The 20,906-nt window shown below is 37.8% G+C and carries 23 protein-coding genes and 1 other RNA gene; 9 read left to right on the forward strand and 15 right to left on the reverse strand.

The genetic code is table 11. The annotated features are described in order from the left end of the window. Positions 1-24: 24 nt before the first annotated feature. The 3 genes from QNH48_RS21165 to QNH48_RS21175 all read right to left on the reverse strand — a co-directional run bounded on the left by QNH48_RS21165 (position 25) and on the right by QNH48_RS21175 (position 3,129). Complete coding sequence (locus QNH48_RS21165; protein WP_283951891.1) at positions 25-936, reverse strand: DMT family transporter; 912 nt, start codon at positions 934-936, stop codon at positions 25-27. 62 nt (positions 937-998) lie between these two features. After that, on the reverse strand, positions 999-2,507 hold the full coding sequence (locus QNH48_RS21170) for a carboxypeptidase M32 (RefSeq protein WP_283951892.1): 1,509 nt from the start codon (positions 2,505-2,507) through the stop codon (positions 999-1,001). A gap of 388 nt (positions 2,508-2,895) precedes the next feature. Then, positions 2,896-3,129 (reverse strand): DUF2249 domain-containing protein, encoded by a 234-nt coding sequence (locus QNH48_RS21175; protein WP_283951893.1) that lies wholly within the window; start codon positions 3,127-3,129, stop codon positions 2,896-2,898. Between the two features lie 126 nt (positions 3,130-3,255). Between QNH48_RS21175 and QNH48_RS21180 the strand changes: the two genes are divergently transcribed. The 6 genes from QNH48_RS21180 (at position 3,256) to QNH48_RS21205 (ending at position 6,291) form a co-directional block, all read left to right on the forward strand. Beyond that, a complete protein-coding gene (locus QNH48_RS21180; RefSeq protein WP_283951894.1) occupies positions 3,256-3,405 on the forward strand; it encodes a hypothetical protein in 150 nt (49 codons plus the stop codon). 130 nt (positions 3,406-3,535) lie between these two features. Then, a complete protein-coding gene (locus QNH48_RS21185) occupies positions 3,536-4,228 on the forward strand; it encodes a Crp/Fnr family transcriptional regulator (RefSeq protein WP_095247346.1) in 693 nt (230 codons plus the stop codon). A gap of 26 nt (positions 4,229-4,254) precedes the next feature. Then, the gene (locus QNH48_RS21190; protein WP_283951895.1) at positions 4,255-4,488 is read left to right on the forward strand and encodes a DUF2249 domain-containing protein; all 234 of its coding nucleotides are present in this window, start codon (positions 4,255-4,257) and stop codon (positions 4,486-4,488) included. A gap of 24 nt (positions 4,489-4,512) precedes the next feature. After that, positions 4,513-4,719 (forward strand): DUF2249 domain-containing protein, encoded by a 207-nt coding sequence (locus QNH48_RS21195; protein WP_095247344.1) that lies wholly within the window; start codon positions 4,513-4,515, stop codon positions 4,717-4,719. A 14-nt stretch (positions 4,720-4,733) separates the two neighbouring features. Then, positions 4,734-5,978 (forward strand): hypothetical protein, encoded by a 1,245-nt coding sequence (locus tag QNH48_RS21200; protein WP_283951896.1) that lies wholly within the window; start codon positions 4,734-4,736, stop codon positions 5,976-5,978. A gap of 13 nt (positions 5,979-5,991) precedes the next feature. Further along, complete coding sequence (locus QNH48_RS21205; RefSeq protein ID WP_283951897.1) at positions 5,992-6,291, forward strand: metal-sulfur cluster assembly factor; 300 nt, start codon at positions 5,992-5,994, stop codon at positions 6,289-6,291. Positions 6,292-6,325: 34 nt separating this feature from the next. Here the strand turns inward: QNH48_RS21205 and QNH48_RS21210 are convergent, their stop codons facing one another. From QNH48_RS21210 to QNH48_RS21245, 8 genes are all read right to left on the reverse strand, one after another. After that, positions 6,326-8,251: an ATP-dependent DNA helicase gene (locus QNH48_RS21210; RefSeq protein WP_283951898.1), complete on the reverse strand. Its 1,926-nt coding sequence runs from the start codon at positions 8,249-8,251 to the stop codon at positions 6,326-6,328. A gap of 69 nt (positions 8,252-8,320) precedes the next feature. After that, on the reverse strand, positions 8,321-9,463 hold the full coding sequence (locus QNH48_RS21215; RefSeq protein ID WP_283951899.1) for a THUMP domain-containing class I SAM-dependent RNA methyltransferase: 1,143 nt from the start codon (positions 9,461-9,463) through the stop codon (positions 8,321-8,323). A 170-nt stretch (positions 9,464-9,633) separates the two neighbouring features. Continuing rightward, positions 9,634-10,028: RNase P RNA component class B (gene rnpB, locus QNH48_RS21220), an RNA gene on the reverse strand. An 80-nt stretch (positions 10,029-10,108) separates the two neighbouring features. Further along, on the reverse strand, positions 10,109-10,411 hold the full coding sequence (gene gpsB / locus QNH48_RS21225; RefSeq protein ID WP_283951900.1) for a cell division regulator GpsB: 303 nt from the start codon (positions 10,409-10,411) through the stop codon (positions 10,109-10,111). 104 nt (positions 10,412-10,515) lie between these two features. Continuing rightward, positions 10,516-11,076 (reverse strand): SLOG family protein, encoded by a 561-nt coding sequence (locus QNH48_RS21230; RefSeq protein WP_283955844.1) that lies wholly within the window; start codon positions 11,074-11,076, stop codon positions 10,516-10,518. A gap of 99 nt (positions 11,077-11,175) precedes the next feature. Continuing rightward, positions 11,176-11,655 carry a CotD family spore coat protein gene (locus QNH48_RS21235; RefSeq protein ID WP_283951901.1) on the reverse strand — a complete coding sequence of 160 codons (480 nt, stop codon included), beginning with the start codon at positions 11,653-11,655 and terminating at the stop codon, positions 11,176-11,178. 434 nt (positions 11,656-12,089) lie between these two features. After that, the gene (locus tag QNH48_RS21240; RefSeq protein ID WP_283951902.1) at positions 12,090-13,343 is read right to left on the reverse strand and encodes a ribonuclease H-like domain-containing protein; all 1,254 of its coding nucleotides are present in this window, start codon (positions 13,341-13,343) and stop codon (positions 12,090-12,092) included. Positions 13,344-13,361: 18 nt separating this feature from the next. Then, positions 13,362-15,638: a DEAD/DEAH box helicase gene (locus tag QNH48_RS21245; protein ID WP_283951903.1), complete on the reverse strand. Its 2,277-nt coding sequence runs from the start codon at positions 15,636-15,638 to the stop codon at positions 13,362-13,364. A gap of 120 nt (positions 15,639-15,758) precedes the next feature. On the opposite strand from QNH48_RS21245, the gene QNH48_RS21250 reads away from it, so the two are divergent. Beyond that, positions 15,759-16,457, forward strand: a complete 699-nt coding sequence (locus QNH48_RS21250) for a Crp/Fnr family transcriptional regulator (RefSeq protein ID WP_283951904.1) — start codon at positions 15,759-15,761, stop codon at positions 16,455-16,457. Positions 16,458-16,496: 39 nt separating this feature from the next. On the opposite strand, the gene hcp is transcribed toward QNH48_RS21250, so the two are convergent. Continuing rightward, on the reverse strand, positions 16,497-17,795 hold the full coding sequence (hcp, locus tag QNH48_RS21255; protein WP_283951905.1) for a hydroxylamine reductase: 1,299 nt from the start codon (positions 17,793-17,795) through the stop codon (positions 16,497-16,499). A gap of 190 nt (positions 17,796-17,985) precedes the next feature. On the opposite strand from hcp, the gene QNH48_RS21260 reads away from it, so the two are divergent. Further along, positions 17,986-18,468, forward strand: a complete 483-nt coding sequence (locus QNH48_RS21260) for an Hsp20/alpha crystallin family protein (protein ID WP_349655099.1) — start codon at positions 17,986-17,988, stop codon at positions 18,466-18,468. An 82-nt stretch (positions 18,469-18,550) separates the two neighbouring features. Here the strand turns inward: QNH48_RS21260 and QNH48_RS21265 are convergent, their stop codons facing one another. Continuing rightward, positions 18,551-19,126 (reverse strand): YppG family protein, encoded by a 576-nt coding sequence (locus QNH48_RS21265; protein WP_283951906.1) that lies wholly within the window; start codon positions 19,124-19,126, stop codon positions 18,551-18,553. 186 nt (positions 19,127-19,312) lie between these two features. On the opposite strand from QNH48_RS21265, the gene yppF reads away from it, so the two are divergent. Continuing rightward, positions 19,313-19,522 carry a YppF family protein gene (gene yppF / locus QNH48_RS21270; RefSeq protein ID WP_095247332.1) on the forward strand — a complete coding sequence of 70 codons (210 nt, stop codon included), beginning with the start codon at positions 19,313-19,315 and terminating at the stop codon, positions 19,520-19,522. A 54-nt stretch (positions 19,523-19,576) separates the two neighbouring features. Here yppF and QNH48_RS21275 read toward each other — a convergent pair whose 3' ends face one another. After that, complete coding sequence (locus QNH48_RS21275) at positions 19,577-19,933, reverse strand: DUF1798 family protein (protein WP_283951907.1); 357 nt, start codon at positions 19,931-19,933, stop codon at positions 19,577-19,579. Between the two features lie 214 nt (positions 19,934-20,147). Next, positions 20,148-20,423, reverse strand: coding sequence for a hypothetical protein (locus QNH48_RS21280; protein WP_283951908.1), 276 nt, complete (start codon positions 20,421-20,423; stop codon positions 20,148-20,150). Between the last annotated feature and the right edge of the window lie 483 nt (positions 20,424-20,906).

A 20,906-nucleotide genomic window follows, 5' to 3' on the forward strand; every position in this document is an offset into this window, starting at 1 on the left:
AAGAAAATAACGAAAAAGGCTTCATTAAAACTGAAGCCTTTTTTTGTTGTTTATTTTAAAGAATGTTTTCGGCAAATTTATTAGAATAACTGATAATAGAATAATAGCAGTTCCAATAAATTGCAGAACCCCAAAGTCTTCGTTGTAGAAGAAAACACTTAGTAACGTTGCAGCAACAGGCTCCACAGTCGCGATAATAGATGCTTTGCTTCCTTCCATTTTCTCTAGTCCCTTTGTATAGAATAAGTATGCTAGAACGGTTGGAAATAGGCCTAACCCTATTTCGTAAAGAATGGCTTCACTGCTTAATAGCATACTTCCTTTTTCAAAAAGATCTGTAAAGAGAAGTAAAGTAATGGAAGCAACGAGGAACGTGTAAAAAGTAACAGTGAATGGGCGATACTTTACTAAAGCAAATTTACCAAATATAGTGTACAGAGCGTAACCGAAGCCTGCTCCAAGACCTGTTAATATCCCTGCTAGATTCATTGAAGGTGTTTCCATCAAATTAATTCCAACGATAAATGTACAGCCTATCAATGTCCCAATCACTGAAATTATTTTCAAAGCATCCATACTTTCCTTTAAAAACAAATAAGAAAGAACAACTACAAAAGTAGGTGCCGTATAAAGTAAAATAACGGCAAATGATAGACTAAGTTGATTTATCGAAGAGAAATAGCACCAATTAAACAATACAATACTAAATATCCCTGTTCCGATAAAGTATTTGCTGTCTCGTAAATGTATCTTCATTTGTCCCGGATACTTTAGCAAACCGATAATTCCTAGTAATAGAACGGCTGTTACCACTCTAATTGTAACAATCTCCATTGGAGTAAAACCTAAGCTTGACAGTTTCCTAACAAATACTGCTATGATTCCCCACATAATCGCACTGATTGCAATAAGAATAATTGGACCTAATTTCCCCATCCCTCACACACCTTATTAAATAAAGAAGAAGGGCATTAATTTCTCCCTTCCCTTCTTTATCATCATTTTAATTGGTAGACCTTACCATATTTATCGTACAAATAATCAACTAGATATTGAGCATTCAGACCTTCACCCGTTACATCTTGAAGGATTTCTAATGGTTTCTTCTGTTTACCATATTGGTGAATATTTTTGTTCAGCCATTCTTTGATTGGCAGTAAATCTCCTTCTTCCAACAGTTGATCAAAGTTCGGCAGATTCTCAAGCATTTTATGCTTAAATTGAGCAGCGTACATGTATCCTAGTGCATACGATGGGAAATATCCAAAGCTGCCTCCTGCCCAGTGAACATCCTGCAATACGCCTTTAGCGTCATTTTTTGGAGTAATCCCTAAATATTCTTGATATAATTTATTCCAAACCTGTGGAAGGTCCTTAACCTCTATCTCACCATTAAAAAGACCCTTTTCAATTTCGTAACGAATAATAATGTGGAGAGGATAGGTTAATTCATCTGCTTCGATTCTAATTAGCGAGGGCTTCGATTCATTTATTCCCCTGTAGAATTCTTCAATTGAAACGTCGTCAAACTGACCGGTTGCATATGTCTTTAATAGCTCGTAATTATTTTTCCAAAAAGAAAAACTGCGTCCGACAATATTTTCATAGAAAAGAGATTGAGATTCATGAATACCCATTGATGTTCCCGTACATAAAGGAGTTCCAATCAATTCTTTTGAAATATTTTGTTCGTATAATGCATGCCCGCCTTCGTGAATAGTACCGAAGACTGCTGTACGGAAATCCTGTTCATCATAGTTTGTTGTTACCCGGACATCACCTGGATTTAACCCAGTAGCGAAGGGATGAACAGTTTCATCAAGTCTGCCTGCATCAAAGTTGTAACCCATTTTCCCAAGTATTTTTAAACTTAATGCACGCTGGTTTTCCTTATTAAAGTGTTTAAAAAGAAACTCAGTCCTCGGCTTATTTGGTGAGTCAGCAATCTGTTTGACCAAAGGAACAATTTTCTCCCTTAAATCGCCAAATACCTGATCAAGGACTTCTACGGTCATACCGGGTTCATATAAATCAAGCAGGACATCGTAGCTATTTCCTGTATAACCCCAATAAATGATGAACCTCTTCGTCGTTTCTACCAGCTTCTCAAGGTAAGGTCTGAACAGATTAAAATCTGACTTTTCCTTTGCCTCCTCCCAGACAGATTCTGCCTTGGACTGTAGAATGACATATTCCTTGTATTCATCTGCAGGAATTTTTTTGTTGCGTTCATATTCTTTTTTACATTCCTCAAGAATTTTACGTGTGGTTTCAGAAAGTTCATTTTTAGATAGTGTTGCTATGTATGCTGCCATATCTTCCGATGTGGACATTTTAAAAACCTCAGATGAAAGCATGCCAATTACTTCAGATCGTTGATCCATACCTTGCTTCGGAGCACCAGTCCGCAGGTCCCAATAAATCAATCCAAGTGCCTCATTGTATGCGCTCATTTTCTTTACATATTCTAAAAACTTCTTTTCAACTTGCTTTGGCGTTAGGCTCATACTAAATCCCCCTTTTTAATAACCATTTGTATTTTATCATATTTTTCTGAAAATCTAAGAATAAAAAAAAACAACAGAATTAAATTCTGTTGTAAAATGAAATTTAGGGAAAGAGGATGTTTCCTGAAAAATATGCTGTGTTAAAGGATACTGTTGATTTTAGAACCTGTTGATTGGAGCGGAAGGCGCACGACTCCTGCGGGATGAACGAGCTGAGTGAGACCCCGCAGGTAGGAACGACCGAGGAGGCTCACGGGCGAGCCCGCGGAAAGCGAAGCGCCTGGAGCGTAAATCAACAGCCATGTTTAACACAGCCAAGAAATAAAAAAGTTAAGTAAAAATATTTTAGAGAAGTTAAGTATGTTCAATAAGGTTCAGAGCAACCGTATTACTTTTTACCGATAGATACTTTCCAAACCTCTGGACCTTCTTCAAGGTATTCCCAAGAAAATTGTTCAGGTCTTTCCATCATAAATTGATACTGAAGTGGTCTTGGGTCATGGTCATTTACAATTTGCATAAATTCACCAGAATTCAATTCGTCAAAACCTTTAAATATAGTTGAATGTTTTTCACGTGGTGGATAATCTGGTACATGAATAATCTTTGCGTAAGTTTGCATCCATTTTCACTCCTATTAATTCGCTAACTTCTTATTTATTATAGAAAATTTGTATTCTCGCCATAGTGCTAACTATCACACCTACAGGATGATTTTGCTAATAGTTAATGAAAGGAGAAAAATAGAATGAAAGAATTGGTTGGCTATTGCACGACCTGCTCAAAAGAAATTTATTGTTTAGATGGCTTCTTTAACGGCGTACAATCTGATGACCGGAAGATGTATTGCTTTGAATGCTTCGACGAATCTCACCATGAAGAAGATCCGCAAGATTAAATCTTGCGGATCTTTTTATTGAGAATTATTTTCAAAGAAACTTGCTATCTATGATGGAGGTCACATATTTGTTCTTCAATCACTGCTAAAATGAAGGTAATTAAGAATTACTAATACGAAGGTGATGTTAATGAAGCAAGAGGACATAAACAAAAGATTATCGGATGTCCCCCTATTCAAAGAATTATCTGATGAAGAGCTGGAGCCTTTCATAAAAATAGCCTTGACTCGCTTTTATAAGCAGAAGATGTATGTATTTATGCAGGATGATCCACTTGACCGGGTATTTTTTATCCATTCTGGAAAAATAAAAATCTATAAAACAGATTTTTCCGGGAAGGAACAAATTGTTTCCATACTTGAACCTGGTGAGATGTTCCCACATGCTGGATTTTTCCGGGAAGGAAACTTTCCTGCACATGCGGAGGTTTTAGAAGAAGCAAATCTTATTGTCATCCCAATTGACAAATTTCAAGAAACGCTTATTGCTAATCCTGAACTCTGCATAAAGCTTTTTAAAGTGCTAGGAGAGAAAATTGTCGACCTTCAAGGCAGATTAGAGGCGCAAGTCCTCCATAACACCTTTGAACAAATCGTATTACTTCTTATTAGACTTTGCCAGTCAAACGGTGAACAGGTTGGCAGCAGGTATCAGCTAACAACACAATTTACAAATCGTGAGCTGGCAAACATGATTGGCACCTCAAGAGAAACAGTCAGCAGGACGATTAACCATTTAAAAAAGAAAAACTATATTAACCAGCGCGAAGATGGACTCTATTTAATCGACCGTGAAGCACTAGAACAGGAATTATTCTATTAATAAAATCAATCAGGGAGTTGTTAAAAATGGAACAGAAGATTATTGAGCTAGATGTTAGAGAAGATTTAAAGAATAAGATTGAACCTTTCCAAAAAATTATGGAAGCTATTAAAGAAGTGAAAGATAATGATGTCTTTATCCTCCATGCTCCATTCAAGCCTGTACCACTATTCGCTGTATTAAAAGCAAAAGGCTTTACCCATGAGGACGAGGAAATCGATACGAAGCATTGGAAAGTTACCTTCACTAAGAATGCATAATTTCATAAAGAAAGGTGATTCAATATGATACTTGATAATCGAGGGTTAGAACCGCCACAGCCGATGATGAGAACACTTGCAGCCTTGGAGAATTTAGAACAAGGTGCAGTCTTAACGATTATTAATGATAGAAGACCCATGTTCCTATATGAGCAGCTAGAGGAACTTGGCTACAAGCAGCGTACAGAACCACAAAACGACGGAAGCTTTAAAATTGAAATCTTCCGCTAAGAAGGTGAAATAGAATGCTCGCTCAATCTACGGGAAATGAAACGAATATTAAGCTTCCTATCTCATTTATCATTTTTAGTTTAATCGCCCTTGTGTTATCACAAATTCTGGTGTTAGTAAATGGACAAATGCTCGTGAATGGCAGCTTCCGCATACCGGCTATCTGGTCTGCTGCCCATTTACTCATCTTGGGCTGGGCACTAATGGTCGCGATGGGTGCAATGTATCAGCTGGTTCCCGTTGCTTTCTTAACAAAAATATGGAATGAGAAATTTGGATTTATCCAATTTTTTGTTACTGCAATAGGAATTGCTTCTTTTTCTTGGATGTTATATGTATCGCCACAAAACGCATTACTACCAGGTATTCTCATGTTGCTTGGTATCTTAATGTTCTTATTTCAAATGTTTATGACTTTAAGAAAACAGGCAAAACAGAATATCCTGACTGCTTTTGTCGGCAGCGCTCTCGTTTGCTTATTCTTGACGATATTCTTAGGAATAACATTAATTTATTCTCTTCAAACAGGTTTTGCGTCTAAGTACTATCAAGCAATTTTTAAAAGCCATCTTTTAATGGGGGTAACTGGCTGGTTTACACTATTAATTTTCGGTTTTTCTTATAAGATGGTTCCTATGTTTTCTTTATCACATGGATTCCCAATGGTACAAGCACGATATGTATATGGTTTATATATTTCCGGTATTGTGATTACGTTACTATCATTTTTTACTAGTAATGACATTTTACTAAAAGCTGGATTTTTCTTACTACTAGCTGGATTCACTATTTTCAGCTGGCATATCTCTATTATTATTAAAAAAAGGTTAAAAAAGAAGCTCGATAAGCCATTCTCGTTTTCTATTGTTGCCATTGGTTTAGGAAATATCGTCCACCTAGCAGCCTTCATCGCTTTATGGAGTGAGCAATTTTCAAATCTTATTGGCCCGTTCGTATACCTTTACTTAATGCTATGGATTGTCCTTAGCATTACAGGATATTTATATAAAATTGTTCCATTTTTATGGTGGACTTTTAAATACAGTAAGCAAATTGGGAAAAATGTCGTCCCTTCTTTAAAAGATATGATGAATGAAAAGATTGTTGTTCCCTTATTTACCTTATTTGTAGTATCTGTATTATCTGTGTTTTTTTCTATCGTCTTTAAAAGTATTCTACTCTTTAATATTGGCCAATTTGTTCTTTCGATTGTATTTATCATCATTGCGTTAAGTATTCTGAGCGTTCTAAAAAAATAACGAGGTGTTTAGGATGAACTTAAAAGAAAAAGTAATAGAAGCATTAAGAAGTGTATATGACCCTGAGTTAAATATTAATGTTGTTGACCTGGGTTTAATTTATAATGTGGAAGTTAAAGAAGAAAACGATGTAGATGTTACTATGACGTTAACAACACCTGGTTGTCCACTTCACGATAGCATTACTACTGGCGTTCGCTACGCTGTTCAAGGGATAGAAGAAACTAGAAATGTGGATGTTAATCTTGTCTGGGAACCTGCGTGGTCACCTGAGAAAATGACTCCAGAAGGACTTCGGTTATTAGGAAGATAAGCAAAAGGTCAGCCACCGGTGCTGACCTTTTTTATTATACTTCAACTGCCTCTGTAGGGAGAACATCTTTAATTTTCTGCAATAATGCTAAATTTATATCTTCATCCAGCATGATATGAACACTGCCTCGATCGTTTTCACTTCTAATTAATCGGCCAATGCCCTGGCGTAATCGAAGCAGCATATATGGTAAATCCACTTCTTCAAATGAGTTAGCAACACCATTCCTTTTTGCCGTAAACACTGGATCATTTGGAGGGAATGGCAAGGAAAATATCAACACATTTTCTAATGATCTGCCTGGAATATCTAACCCTTCCCATAAATGGATGGTGCAAAGAATAGCATGCTCTTCATTTTGAAACTTTGAAACAAGCGTGCTTATTTCTTCATCCCCCTCAAAGTACACTGGGTATGGAACTGTTCCCGAAAGCCTTTGTTTAAGACTCTTTAATTCATTTTGATTGTTTAACAGAATAAGTGCCCTGCCCTCAGATTGAACAATCTTATTTATACAATAGTCAATCTTAGCTTCCATCGAATTTTGATTAAATTTCGGTATAAATACTTCCATTTTTTCCTGGTAATCAAAAGGCGAATCCACAGAGAAAGATAAAAACTCTTTAATCCCTAAGCTATTGGCAATATAGTCAAATTTCTTTTGGTTCGACAGTGTTGCAGATGAAAAGATAAACGGTTTTTTCTGTACGAAGACTTCGTCCCTCATGACTTCTTCAACCATTTTAGGCATGATGACAAGTGTCCGTTCGTATCCCTTTTCCTCAAACCAAGTAATCCCGTTCATTTCTTTAAGGAATAACGATAACGAGTAAGTAATTTGCTCTAAATATTCCTCAACAATTTTCAAGTCATACTCATTAATTACATACAATTCACTTTCAAAGACAAGCTCTTCCTCAATTGCTTGAAGTCGATTTAACAGAGTTGTACCATATTTGATTAGAGATGGATTCATAGTAATCATTTGTTTTTCTGATCCTTCTGATGGGACAGAATACTGTGATATTGCACTAAAGAACTTATCATTGTCTAAAAGAGCTTCCTCAATGGTATAGAGTGTTTTTTCACGCACTTCATTTTCCATTAGCCTAGTAAGTAAGGTCTCTAGTGTTGAATCGGTGAAACGATAGCTTAAGGCTTTCTGTGCCGCGTACTCAAGTAAATGTCCTTCGTCAAAAACCACAGAAGAGTGGTCAGGCAATAACGGGAGCTGCCCTTCCCTCTTACGCGACTCCTTTGTCCAAATATGCTCCATATAAAAGTCATGAGAGCAAATGATTAAGTCCTTTGAATGTCTGTAAAAATCACGATTTAATGTAAGACCGCAACGGTGTCTTTTTTCGCAAGAAAAACAATCTTGGACCATATCCCAGTTAATCTTTCCCCAAGTATCATCAGACAATGTAGGATAATCCCTGCGGTCGCCATATCTTTCAAACCTTTGCATCGAGCCATCACTATGAACAAAATCTGGTAATTCCTCATAAATTCCAGCTATATCATCATTAAAGTCCTCATGCCTAACATAATCGAGCTTTTTTAAGCAAAGGTATTGGTCCCTGGACTTTGCCAAACGAACATCAATATTGAGCCCAAGGACTTTCTCAAGCTTGGAAATGTCACCTTCTTTTTTCACTAGCTGCTCAATTAATGTTTCATCTGCACAGGCAATGATGGCTGGTCTATTTGTGTATCTGGCATACATAATAGCGTAGAGGAGGTAAACAATTGTTTTTCCTGTACCAACTCCTGCTTCAGCAAACATAATTTTTTTATCCTTGAATGCTTTCTCCAGCTGAAAGGCCATAAAGATTTGTTCATCACGCAATTCAAACCCAGCTTCGGGTAAAATATCATAAAATAAGTCACCAATCCATTCACTTAGCTTGTCATAAAAGGATTCAGTTTTAGAAACTACAAATGGAATACGGTCTTGCATATAATCCCCTCCTATAAACGAATGAAATGGAGCCTTTTTCGGGTAGGCTCCAATTGTTCTTTTTGCGTACTATTCAATTGAACGGGGTGGTCTTTTTCCCCAAAATTGATAAAGGTCAGTACGGATAAATCCATTAAATAGCTTGCGCTTTTTTGTAGCTGGTCTTCCATAAAATTGCTCGAACTCTTCATTAGAGGTCAAGATATAAATGGACCAGGTGTCGAGCTTGCTAAAGGCATGTCCCATTTCCTTGTACATGTGCTCAACAGCATTTTTCTCACCGAGTCTTTCTCCATATGGAGGATTTCCAACAATCACGCCATATTCCTTGGTGGTTGTAATATCTCTTACTTGCATTTGTTTATATTGAATGAGATCACCAAGACCTGCCTCAAAGGAATTTTCCTGAGCGATTTTGATCATACGATGGTCAATATCAGTTCCCATAATATCCAATGGCTGGTCATAATTTGCTAAATCCTCCGCTTCAGTTCGAGCTTCATCCCATACTTTTCCCGGAATCCAATTCCATTTTTCCGAAACAAATTCACGATTAAAGCCTGGAGCAATATTTTGACCAATCATGGCAGCTTCAATTGGAATGGTACCAGAGCCACAGAAAGGGTCAATAAATGGTTTATCAGGGTTCCAATTTGTTAATTGTACCAGTGCCGCTGCAAGGGTTTCCTTTAATGGTGCTTCCCCTTGATCCACACGGTATCCTCGTTTATGTAGTCCTTGACCGCTTGTATCAAGCGTTATAGTAGCTACGTCCTTTAACAATGCCACTTCTATTCGAAAATAGGCACCCGTCTCCTCAAACCAAGAATCTCGCTTATAGTAACTTTTCATTCGATCCACAACCGCTTTTTTCACAATCGCCTGACAATCTGAAACACTAAACAACTTTGATTTTACCGACTTTCCGGTTACAGGAAACTCGGCATCTTCTGGAAGATACTTTTCCCAGGGTAAGCCTTTAGTTTTCTCAAATAATTCATCAAAGGTATAGGCTTTAAATTCACCGACTTTAATTTTTACTCTGTCCGCTGTACGCAGCCACATATTGCTGCGGGCAATGGCGGTTTCATCACCAGTATAAATCACCTTGCCATTTTCTACCTCACACTCATAACCGAGAGCGCGTACTTCTTTTGCTACTAATGCTTCCAGCCCCATTGCAGCGGTTGCAATTAATTGATATTTTCCCATTTTCGTCCACCCTTAACTTTTAACCTTATTATGTATGATTATTTGCTGGTCTATCATACCATTATAGACCAAAATCAGTAAGCCCATGCAAAACGTATATTCACTAAAAGTAAAAAGACTCTCCTCATAAGGAGAGTCGATACCATTAACTTTTATTTACATTAATAACGTTCTGTAAGCCATGTTCTGTACCAGAGTACTACAAACGGCGTAAACGCCTCGTACTTAGGTGGTAATCATCTATCTACAGATCCCAAGGAATCTGTCCTTCTCCTCGTTCAATTCCTCAGAGAAAGTGCCCCTACCATTATTTGGGTTTCTCGCTCGTGGGGTTTACCTCGTTCCACCCTTTTCATTTCTGAAAAGGCTCCGTCACTGTGGCACTTTTATAGGTATTCATACCATATCCGTAAGGACTTAGGTATTTTCCCGGCCGTCAGCCTTATTCAGGCTGCCCTAGCTTATGAATTCACTAGGCACGAACACTACGAGCATCTCAGCTCGTGCGAGCATGGACTTTCCTCTACAAGAGTGCAAATGCTTCTTGCAGCGATTACCCGAACGTAATTAATGAGTACTTTTTTATTATATGCATTTGTATCGTATTAATCAATGGTACTAATTTGGAAATCAAGGTACGATCTGTTAATCGTATAACTTATTACCAAAAACATGCTTTTCAAGATTTGATAAACGTTTCAAGATATCAAAGTTTGTCGTTCCTGCAGGCTGTGTTACTGGCTGTCTTCTAGATGCCTCTTCTAGCTGCTTTCGTAAACGAAGATTTTCTTGCTGCAAATCTTCAATTTCCTGATGTAATGTTTCATAATCCTTGATAATCAAGTCTAGGTACTTATCAACATCTTCTTGCTTATATCCTCTTACACCGGTCTTGAATTCTTTTTCTAATATATCCTTAGCGGTAAGTTTCACTTTATCGGTCACCATTCAATATCACCCCAAGTCATTCGCCAATCATTACCTATTATTTTTTCAAAAATAAGTGATTTTGTCAATTTTTCTTTCTTATAACTCTATAATATGAATTTCTTTTAAAAATCTGTACGTTTGAGTTCTTGTTCTTCTTCAACAATTACTTGTAAATCATAAAAGGTTATCAGCTGGATGGGATAAGAATGATTATTTTGATATTGGCCAGCCATTTCGTATATGTATCTTGGGCTTCCTTCTTTTTCTTGATCATAAAAAAGGAGCAAGGCGTCGCTTTTTTTAATAAAAAATTGATTTTTCATGCGAAATTGCCAAGGTTTTTCATACCCTTTTTTTGTAACTGAATCAATGAAATTCGCTTGTGCCAGTATAGATTTATACCATTCCTTGTTGTGTTCACTCCAAGTAGCCTCTTGCTCTAAAAATGGCGTAATAACAGCCAGCTTTACATCAGGATATTCAGATTTCAGGTCATAGATAACTTCTGCTGCCCATAGCTCCATGCCCAGCTGACCGCTGATTAAGACCCATTCTAAACCGTCTTCAATCATCGGTATTAATGTTTTCTTTATAGCTGCTTTAATATAATAAACGGAAGGATGGTCATTTTTAAAAATTCCTAATTCAAATGGTTTGTAACCTGATATGGCTAAAACTTTAATCAAGGTTCTTCTCCTTATCGACAATGAATACCGTCTTTTTTAAATAACATATCAAAACATATTAAAAAAACAAGGGCAAACTTGCCCTTGTAGATTTGATTATCCAAAGAAACGTCGTGGACGTGGGAATTGACCTGGTGCCATGCCTGGTCCCATTCCTGGACCCATTCCCTGACCCATACCTGGTCCCATCATGCCTGGTCCCATACCCGGACCCATCATACCTGGTCCCATACCCGGACCCATCATACCTGGTCCCATACCCGGTCCCATCATGCCTGGTCCCATGTTAGGCGGCATGTTGTTTCCAAGAGGTAATGCATTGCTCTGAGCTCCAGCAACAGCCGTTGGTGCAGGTGCCGGCATACCACCTCCACAGCAGTTAATGTGTTGATGGCAACAATCCTGTGCACATGAAGCTGTCTGTGGACAATAGTGTTTATGCTGGAACATATGATGATTAATAGTTGTTGTATGTGTTGGATGAATATGCGGAACCACGGTAGTTGAGAAAGTGTGGTTTACGATTTGTTTAGTCGGATGAATGACTGGCGGCGCAAAATTAGTTCCAAGATACAATATAAGCTCTCCCTTCAAATGTATATTCTGTTTACATTAACAGCCTATGATAGGAGAGTATTTCTTGTACTAATGAAAATACCTATTTTTCATATATCTAATTAAGATTAACTTCACTTAGACAACTGTCTAAGTCAAAACCATAGTGATAAGCGTCTATATTTCGGATGGCGCTGTTCCATTTTATAGCATTGAGTATAAGTTATCTTTTAAGCTTGAAAAAAGTACTGCAGTCAAACAAACGACAACAAAAAATAAATACAAGATTGCTTTATACATAGTATCTACCCCATTATTGTTTTATAGTCGTTTTTTACTCACAGTTAACTATTTTACAACTTTCAACTATAAGAAACAATATGAGATTACTATTATTTTCGTAACTAAATATGAATTTTTTGTTACAAAAAATCGAGGAACGACGAATACTGCGCTTACCTGGAAAATTTAGCGAATTTCCCCTCCAAACGTTTCCGCCGGAGATCAAGCTGTTGCTTGATTTTTTCGATTGGAGCCTTCGAATTTCCCACAAGCTCCAAAGCCTGCAGGCAATATTCCAAGGCAAGCTTGTAATCTTTTAACTTATGTTCATATATCTTTGAAGCTTCCACACATGCTTCAATGCTCAACAGCTGATTTCCTTCGTCAGCCACATCTAAAAATAAAGGTAAACTACTTTCCCAGTCTTGCTCTTTTTTAAACTGATAGGCTAATGTTAGCTTTGCTTGTAAAGAAGTAAAATCACTTCCTTCTACAAGCTTCGTCAATACCTTTCTTGCTTCAGTCTTTTCCCCAAGTGAAGCATACCACCTGCCCACTTCAAAAGATTCTTTTCGTGTTTGGCTGATGTCCATCCCACAAAGTTGAAAGGTAAGGTGGGTATATAATGTGACTAGCGACAAAATATCAATTTCATTGTGTTTAATGATTCCCAGCATCCCATCCGGCTGTTTACTTTCAATAAAATCAAAATAAATCATTGGAGCTAAATACCCTGGAATATCATCTTTCCTTTCGATTCCTAGGACATCCTTTTCGACCACTGCTAGCTTAAGACGGTCCAACTTATGCTTCCAAAGTCTTCTTGCTGCATGAAATAAATCAAAATGGCCAAAGGCTGGAAGCTTTGGTACATGATCCCTTACGAGTGTATGCCTGGTTTTTACTTGCGGCCAATCAAAGGATTTCCCATTATAAGTGACTAATGTTTTATAATTTACCTTCTCCAGAAAGCTTTTATATAAAGGGACCTCAGCACCAGGATGAGGAAGAATATGCTGTCTTAAAACAAGACTTTCACCAATCACACTTGCGTAACCTAGTAAAAAAATCGTATTCCCAACTCCACCGCCTAGGCCTGTTGTTTCCGTATCAAAAAAGAATAATTCTTCTGCACGATGCCCTTCGGCTGATAATGGATGGCTAATAGGCTGCTTATTCCAGACATCAACAGCTGTAAGAAAATCTTGAAAATGGTAATGACCATGTTTTTGTGCCAACGGATATTTTACTTCACGAATCAGACAGTAATCCTGGTCCAATAAATAAGGAGTCACATTTTCACTTTCCCATTTAGGCAGGAATGGTATCTCAATCCTCGATGGCTCAGAAGGAGTACTACTGTTTACTGCGGGTTCTCCTCCTGAAATATGCGGTTTTAAACGATTTAATTTATTTTTCAATGACATTTTCAGCACTTCCTCATATTAATTGGAAGGATTAATAAAAGCTTCAATTATTTTTAAAGTATCTCTTTTTGCGGTCTCACCCACAGCATCGGTCCCAATACATGATGGGCACCCAGTTTGACATATACAGTGTTCAATCATTTTCTTCGTCTCTGCAAAGACTACTGACATTCCAGAATGAATTTTCTCGCTTAAACCGATGCCGCCGGGATATCGATCATAAAAGAATATCGTTGGTTTTTCGTTATGATCTGCTTTTACCTGTGGTATCACATGTAAATCTTGTGGATCTGCCATTACAAATAATGGTGCAATATGATTTAAAGCATGAGCAGTGCCAACAAGTCCCTGCTCTAATCGCTCTTGTCCCATTTCCGCGAACGACTTATTTAACGAAATCCATGCCGCACTCGTGTGGAGCTCTTCTTCAGGGAGATGTATTGGCCCAGAACCGATATTTTCATGTGTCTCAAATTTAATTTTCTTAAAAATGGTTGCCATTGCCCGGACGCTTACATCCCCATAGCCAACTTCTGCAAACTCCAGCTTATTAAGCTTGTCCTCTTCTAAGACCTTAAGTTGTACGGCTAAATTGGCATCCGTAAAATAATCGACATCCACTTCACGGACAAAGGCCTTTTTTTCTTCCCAATCAAGCTTTTCAACCTGAAATTGAGTTCCTTGATGGAGATAAATAGCTTCATCATGCAGCAGCGTCATAGCGGAAAAACGATCCATTTCCCCAATTACTTTTGCATTTGCTACATCTGATTGGTCAACAATGATGACATTTTCCTGTGAAGCGGAGCGCAAGCTAATATTATGAGCAGGAAACGAATCATTCATCCAATACCATTTATCACCATTCTGATAGAGAATCCGTTCCTGTGTCAGATATTCAAGCAGCTCCTCTGTCCCAACTTCCCCAAACTGCTCACCCGCTTTAAAGGGAAGCTCGAATGCAGCACACTTCATATGATCAATTAAAATAATTAAGTTATCAGGATTAATCCTTGCCGTCTCCGGGCTTTTATTAAAAAAGTACTCAGGGTTCTGAATGATGTATTGATCTAGTGGGCTAGAACTTGCAACCATAATGACCAATGCTTCGCCGTGCCTTCTTCCTGCTCTCCCTGCCTGCTGCCATGCACTAGAAATGGTTCCAGGATATCCCGTCATGATACAAACCTGCAGCTGACCTATGTCTACTCCAAGCTCGAGCGCATTCGTACTGACTACCCCATATATATCCCCGGAGCGAAGGCCCTTTTCTATTTTTCTGCGCTCTGTAGGCAAATAGCCCCCACGATATCCCATAATAGATTTGGGACCTAACTGATTTTTCACCAATTCCTGCAAGTAGGTTAAGATAATTTCAACCCGAACCCTGCTTCTAGCAAAGACAATCGTCTGAATTTTATTTCTTAACAATTCACCTGCAATTTTACGAACTTCAAGTGTTGCACTTCTTCGAATATTTAAGGGCTTATTTACAATGGGCGGGTTATAAAAAAGAAAGTGTTTGGTTCCACTAGGTGCTCCATTATTATCAATCAGGACCATTTTTTCTTCTGTTAACTTTTCAGCTAGTTCAAGCGGATTGGCAATGGTTGCCGATGTGCAGATAAAAACAGGATTACTGCCATAGTAACGACAAATTCGTTTTAGCCTTCGGATTACATTGGCAACATGACTGCCAAAGACACCTCGATAGGTATGAAGCTCATCGATCACAACAAATTTGAGATTTTCAAAGAGTGAAACCCATTTCGTATGATGAGGAAGGATCGCAGAGTGGAGCATATCAGGATTGGTTATGACAACATGTCCTGCTTTACGGACCTTTTGGCGGATATTTGCTGGTGTATCCCCATCATAGGTATAGCTATTGATATCAATTCCAGCTGCCTGGATAATTTCATTGATTTCACTCTTTTGATCCTGTGCAAGAGCCTTTGTGGGAAACATATAAAGAGCCCTTGCGTTTGGGTTGGATAAAATACTTTGCAAAACCGGAAGATTATAACATAATGTTTTTCCCGAAGCGGTTGGTGTCACGGCTACAACACTGTTTCCGGCCATGATATTCTCGTAAGCCGTTTTTTGATGCGTATAAAGCTTATCTATTCCCTTACTTTTTAGTGAATCTCCTAATTCCGGATGAAGATCCTCAGGAAGTGAGACAGTTTGGGCAACCTTTGATTCGAGTGTCTTCCATGTAACGATATTTTCTTTAAAACTGTCATTTATTTTTAAATCAACAAGAATTTCCTGTAAATTTTTCTTTAGTTTCATGGGTTCACCTCATTGCTATCATTATAGCGAATAAACGTTCGTAAAAAAAGAAGATTAATTATTATTTGTTTGTCTGTTACAATAGTATAAGATATTTTATTACGTATGTGGAGGTGGAATATGAGAATTGAAGATATAAAGAAGGTGCTTTCTGAGTTCACGCTTTTTAGGGAATTAGATGACTACGAATTATCTAGGATTGCCCATATTTCCATTGCAAGAGAATGGAAAAAGCAAAGTCATGTTTTTCTTCAAGGTGATCCCTTAGAAAATGTTTATTTTATTTATGACGGAAAAATAAAGGTATATAAAAGTGATATCCATGGGAAGGAACAAATAGTTGCTATCATGAAAAAAGGGGATATGTTTCCTCATGTAGGGTTCTTCAGAAAAGGCAGTTATCCTGCTTATGCCGAAGTTCTTGAACCGTCAACGTTAATTGCAGTACCTATTTCAAAATTTGAAGGTGTTCTTATTGAGTACCCTGAATTAAGCATTAAAGTTTTTAAAGTACTTGGTGAAAAAATTGTTGATTTACAGAATCAGTTAGAAGAACAAATTCTTAACAATACATATGAACAAATCATCAAACTTCTCATTCGCCTTGGGCAAAAGCACGGGAAGGAATTAGAAGATGGGACGATTCTGCTTAAATCGGAGTTTACTAACCGTGATTTGGCCAGTATGATTGGAACGACTCGCGAAACGATTAGTAGAACACTGACAAAAATGAAAAAGGATGAACTAATCGAAGTCGATGACCATGGAAATATGATCCTTGATATCGATGTCCTACTTTCAGAAATTAATTTAATATAAACCAAACCGCAGCCATTTTGATGCTGCGGTTCTTTCTTTCTATACTTCTGAAAGCTGGAGCATATCTGACATGTCTTCTTGTGCAGTTCCAATTAACTTTAACTTAAAGGTGTCTTGAAGAACTTGTAAGACTCCTTCAGAGATAAAATCCGGCGCTTTAGGCCCAATTCGAATATCTTGGATTCCTAGGCTGAATAATCCTAATAGGATTGCTACTGCTTTTTGTTCAAACCAAGAAAGAACAATACTTACAGGCAGTTCATTAATTTCACAGCCAAAAGCATCAGCAAGGGCCATCGCAATTTTAACAGTGGAACCGGAATTGTTACATTGCCCTAAGTCGATATACCGAGGAATGTTGGTTCCAGGGACGACTCCATAATCCACATCATTAAAGCGGAACTTACCACAGGAGGTTGTTAGGATAACCGCTTCCGGAGGTAATGAAGTTGCAAGCTCACGATAATATTCTCCACCTGTTCCAGGTGAGTCACAGCCTGCAATCACAAAGAATCGTTTTATCTTTCCAGCCTTCACAGCATCAATCACTTCTGGAGCTAATCCAAGAACGGTTTCATGATGGAATCCAGTAATCAAGGTTTCGTCTGAATGAATATCCGCTTCAGGAAGCTCAAGAGCTCGCTCGATTAATGGTGAAAAATCATCATTAGTGATTTTTTGTACATTCTCAAGACCTGCTACTTCATAACTGAACATCCTATCCGCATATGTACCTTTAATCGGCATTACACAGTTGGTCGTTGCCAAAATCCCACCAGGGAACTTGTCAAAAAGACGTCGTTGGTCATACCATGCTTTTCCGATATTTCCTTTTAAATGAGCGTATTTCTTTAATGCCGGGTACCCGTGTGCTGGGAGCATTTCGGAATGCGTATAAATGTTAATGCCTTTTCCTTCTGTCTGCTTTAGTAATTCCTCGAGTGCAAACAAGTTATGGCCTGAAACCACAATAGATTTTCCTTCAATTTTGTTCTGGCTGACAGTGATTGGCTCTGGAAATCCAAGACGCTTCGTATGGGCTTCATCCAGCATTTCCATAACACGTACAGTAGCCTGTCCTACCTTCATTGCCATTTCGATATGTTCTTGAACATTAAAATTAGAATTGGTTAATGTCATATAAAGAGCTTCTTGTGTAGTTGTATCGACAAATGAATCCGTATATCCTAGTTGATTGGCATGTGTTCGGTAGGCCGCAATTCCTTTTAATCCGTAAATAATCGTATCCTGCAAGCTTGAAATCGTTTCATCTTTCCCACAAACACCTACTACTGTACAACCACCAACAGGAGTTTGTTCACATTGATTACAGAACATTTTGTTCCCTCGCTTTCTCGTAAATTACTTACTCAGGATACAAATACTAGAATATTTTTCATGTGACATTTCTCACTTAAAATAGAGTTGTAATAAAAGGTTCATAAATTCGTCTCGAACTTATGACGCTGCACATACAAAAGCCTAATGCATATGATATGGTGAGAAAATTTGGAAAGAGAGGGAAAGTATGATGTCATCCATGCCTCCTAGTGACCAAAATAATAACAAAAAGTTCAAACCCGAGCAGTTTCGAGATTTGTTTAGATCCATGAATGACTTAATTCATGAAAAACCGGTAAAGGGATTTTTGCAATCCATTGATGAATTTTTTAACAGTCCGTTTCCTGGTGGTGCTTTTCCTATTCAGGTACGGGAATCAGAGGATAAATATATTATAACAGCCGAGCTTCCTGGGGTTAAAAAAGAGCAAATACAACTAAATATCTTACCCAATCAATTAACTATCTCGATTGAAAATACTGAAAGTGGAACAACAGAAGATCTTAACAATCGCATTTTCCAAAAAAGGATTTCACACGAAAGGCTTTCCCGAACCATTTCATTACCTGTTGTTATTAATGAAAAAATGGTTAAAGCTTCTTATCGCGATGGATTACTTACCATTACTGTTCCTATGGTTAGAGGAACATCTATAAATATTGAGGATTAATAACCCGAAAAATATCATCACACCATATATTTTTCGACAAAACCCAATAAGAAAGACGGCTATTAGCCGTCTTTCTACTTTTCTATGCTTTAAATATTCCACCAATACCTTTTACTAATGAAGATACCTGCGTTACTGCATTTACCATTTGTCCTGCGGTATTCACCATCTTATTGACGTCAACGGTCCCATCTTGAGACTTAAAAGAATTCATAAGTGATTGAATCCCCCCTGGCTGTTTCAGCATTCCATTTGGTTTTGGATAAGGGTTCATTACTGGATAACCGTTCATTTGCGGTGCATACTGATTTGGTGTCATTTCCTCCTTAGGCTGCAACGGATTTTGAAATAGAAACTGTGCATCTTTAGGAGGATACTGTCCAGCTTGATTGTATGTTTGCTGGGGCATTCCACCTGGTGGAAAGGTTACATCATATGGTGGATATGGTTGAGAATAGGATTGTTGATACGGCTGCTGGTAGTATGGATTTGGCTGCTGATATGGGTACCATTCCATGCTTTGTACTGATTGGTTTTGGTATGGTTGATTACGAGGAGTCCCCTGAATATGTGCTGGATAATGGATTGGACTCCCGTAATTCATTTGCCCCGAGTATCCATGATTTAGATAATGATTTGATCTATTTTTACCAAACATGGGCAAACATCTCCTCCGCGTTTTCATTACTACAAACTATGTTGGAAGGTGATGATGGGTGCATATTTGCAAATAGATTTCAATGTCAAAATGAGGGGGATTTTGTCTAAAGTTTAAATATTTTAAAAACTAGGAATCCTTTTTTTTCATGGTACTATTAAAAAAATGATGAAGGAGGAATTACATATGGACATTCGCTCACTTAAAAGCAAATTTAATCAAAGTCGGGATTACAACACTGATGATGTAAATGCATTAATGGATTTTGCTAAGAAAGCTTATATTCACAACGAGATTAACATAAAAGAATACCGTCTTCTTGTACGTGAGCTCGAATCGCAGGGCGCAGTAATTCCAGACGACTATAAGCAAGACTCCCTCATCGAAAATTCATAAAACGAAAAATACCAGCTAGACAAGCCTTAGAGATGCAAAAACTGCATCTCTATTTTACTCTTCAAGTTCCTTTACTATTTCTAAAAGAAAAAATTCAACCGTTCGATTAGCATTTAAAAATCTTGATCGGCTTGTTTTTGGAAAAAAGGCCTGAATGGATAATTGTTCTATATGTTCAAAAGTGGTATTGACTTGTTTTGGATGTATATGTTTTTGCGGGCTATTTGTTAACCAAGTCTTCATTAGAGTACTCCATTCAATCGCAGTACTTTTTACTTCATTGGCAAACGGCTTTATTACCTCATGAAAATCATGGGTGGTCCCTTTCTCCCGAGCTTCCTGGAAATATTCAATAAATAATCGGTTATAGTGTAACAGCTTTTTGGTTAATTGGAGAATTTCTTTAGACATCGCCCATATTTCCCTTCATTAGATGGCTGTGTTAATATGGTCTGTTGATTGGAGCTCCAGGCGGTTCGGGGAGCCTCCTGCAGGAGTCTCGCGCCTTCCGCTCCAATCAACAGAGTGCCAATATCTAAATTTGCATTAACACAGCCTACAAAATAAAAAGCAGCTTTTATAAAGCTACTCAATTTTATGTTTCCTATTCTTATTCTATCGGTTATTAAAAGCCCATTTCAAGTTTTAGTGCTCTTGTTACTGAAATACTATGATCTGCAGTGGATTCGTGGGGAGATGGATTTATCTTATCTAATTCCATTTCAAGCATTGAGAGTCTATGAATCGGTTCCAATAATTTTTTTTGCTCTTCATGATTCATTTGAATGCGAAGGTCTGAGAAAGATGCTTCTAGAACAATCTCCAATTCTTCTAATTGATCATATATCTCTGTCAGCATAGAAAGCAGCTTTTCCTTTTCTGGCAATGACGAATTCATCAAATTTAGAACCTCCTCGCGTTTATATATTGTACTATTCTCTTTCTTTTTAACGCTTCCTCCCCCATTGACAAAACTAGAAGCGTTTCGTCAAAGAAAGTGCTGATTTGGCATTTATTACCTTTCCGTTCGACACTATCTCATTTTCGCATGAAAAATGGAAAATCGAACAAGCTAAAATTGGAGGTGTTGATAATGTCAAAAAAGAAACAAAACAAAAAATCTGGCGCAGCACAAGTAGACAATAAAGTTGGCTATGGTGATAAAAAGCTCGAAGGACCAAATCGTCCGGCGGAATAGAAAAGCGGAAGCGCCTTGCTCAGAGAAAAAAGCAGTTCATTTTTTCCTCGGGGCGACAGGCATAAGACGAGCTGGCATGAAGGTTGCTTTTTAACCTTCTTGACAGATTGGCTTATGACCCCGAGCCCCTAGGCGCTGTAGCTGGACAATCCTCATAATGAAATGACAAAGCAAGGCATAGCGCCT

The sequence above is a fragment of the Neobacillus sp. YX16 genome (genome assembly GCF_030123505.1).
Lineage (GTDB): Bacteria > Bacillota > Bacilli > Bacillales > Cytobacillaceae > Neobacillus.

What these genes read in the sequence shown, in the direction of transcription:
- QNH48_RS21165 (WP_283951891.1), bottom strand. Translation starts at nt 936, where the DNA reads ATGGGGAAATTAGGTCCAATTATTCTTATTGCAATCAGTGCGATTATG.
- QNH48_RS21170 (WP_283951892.1), bottom strand. Translation starts at nt 2,507, where the DNA reads ATGAGCCTAACGCCAAAGCAAGTTGAAAAGAAGTTTTTAGAATATGTA.
- QNH48_RS21175 (WP_283951893.1), bottom strand. Translation starts at nt 3,129, where the DNA reads ATGCAAACTTACGCAAAGATTATTCATGTACCAGATTATCCACCACGT.
- QNH48_RS21180 (WP_283951894.1), top strand. Translation starts at nt 3,256, where the DNA reads ATGAAAGAATTGGTTGGCTATTGCACGACCTGCTCAAAAGAAATTTAT.
- QNH48_RS21185 (WP_095247346.1), top strand. Translation starts at nt 3,536, where the DNA reads ATGAAGCAAGAGGACATAAACAAAAGATTATCGGATGTCCCCCTATTC.
- QNH48_RS21190 (WP_283951895.1), top strand. Translation starts at nt 4,255, where the DNA reads ATGGAACAGAAGATTATTGAGCTAGATGTTAGAGAAGATTTAAAGAAT.
- QNH48_RS21195 (WP_095247344.1), top strand. Translation starts at nt 4,513, where the DNA reads ATGATACTTGATAATCGAGGGTTAGAACCGCCACAGCCGATGATGAGA.
- QNH48_RS21200 (WP_283951896.1), top strand. Translation starts at nt 4,734, where the DNA reads ATGCTCGCTCAATCTACGGGAAATGAAACGAATATTAAGCTTCCTATC.
- QNH48_RS21205 (WP_283951897.1), top strand. Translation starts at nt 5,992, where the DNA reads ATGAACTTAAAAGAAAAAGTAATAGAAGCATTAAGAAGTGTATATGAC.
- QNH48_RS21210 (WP_283951898.1), bottom strand. Translation starts at nt 8,251, where the DNA reads ATGCAAGACCGTATTCCATTTGTAGTTTCTAAAACTGAATCCTTTTAT.
- QNH48_RS21215 (WP_283951899.1), bottom strand. Translation starts at nt 9,463, where the DNA reads ATGGGAAAATATCAATTAATTGCAACCGCTGCAATGGGGCTGGAAGCA.
- gpsB (WP_283951900.1), bottom strand. Translation starts at nt 10,411, where the DNA reads ATGGTGACCGATAAAGTGAAACTTACCGCTAAGGATATATTAGAAAAA.
- QNH48_RS21240 (WP_283951902.1), bottom strand. Translation starts at nt 13,343, where the DNA reads ATGTCATTGAAAAATAAATTAAATCGTTTAAAACCGCATATTTCAGGA.
- QNH48_RS21245 (WP_283951903.1), bottom strand. Translation starts at nt 15,638, where the DNA reads ATGAAACTAAAGAAAAATTTACAGGAAATTCTTGTTGATTTAAAAATA.
- QNH48_RS21250 (WP_283951904.1), top strand. Translation starts at nt 15,759, where the DNA reads ATGAGAATTGAAGATATAAAGAAGGTGCTTTCTGAGTTCACGCTTTTT.
- hcp (WP_283951905.1), bottom strand. Translation starts at nt 17,795, where the DNA reads ATGTTCTGTAATCAATGTGAACAAACTCCTGTTGGTGGTTGTACAGTA.
- QNH48_RS21260 (WP_349655099.1), top strand. Translation starts at nt 17,986, where the DNA reads ATGATGTCATCCATGCCTCCTAGTGACCAAAATAATAACAAAAAGTTC.
- QNH48_RS21265 (WP_283951906.1), bottom strand. Translation starts at nt 19,126, where the DNA reads ATGTTTGGTAAAAATAGATCAAATCATTATCTAAATCATGGATACTCG.
- yppF (WP_095247332.1), top strand. Translation starts at nt 19,313, where the DNA reads ATGGACATTCGCTCACTTAAAAGCAAATTTAATCAAAGTCGGGATTAC.
- QNH48_RS21275 (WP_283951907.1), bottom strand. Translation starts at nt 19,933, where the DNA reads ATGTCTAAAGAAATTCTCCAATTAACCAAAAAGCTGTTACACTATAAC.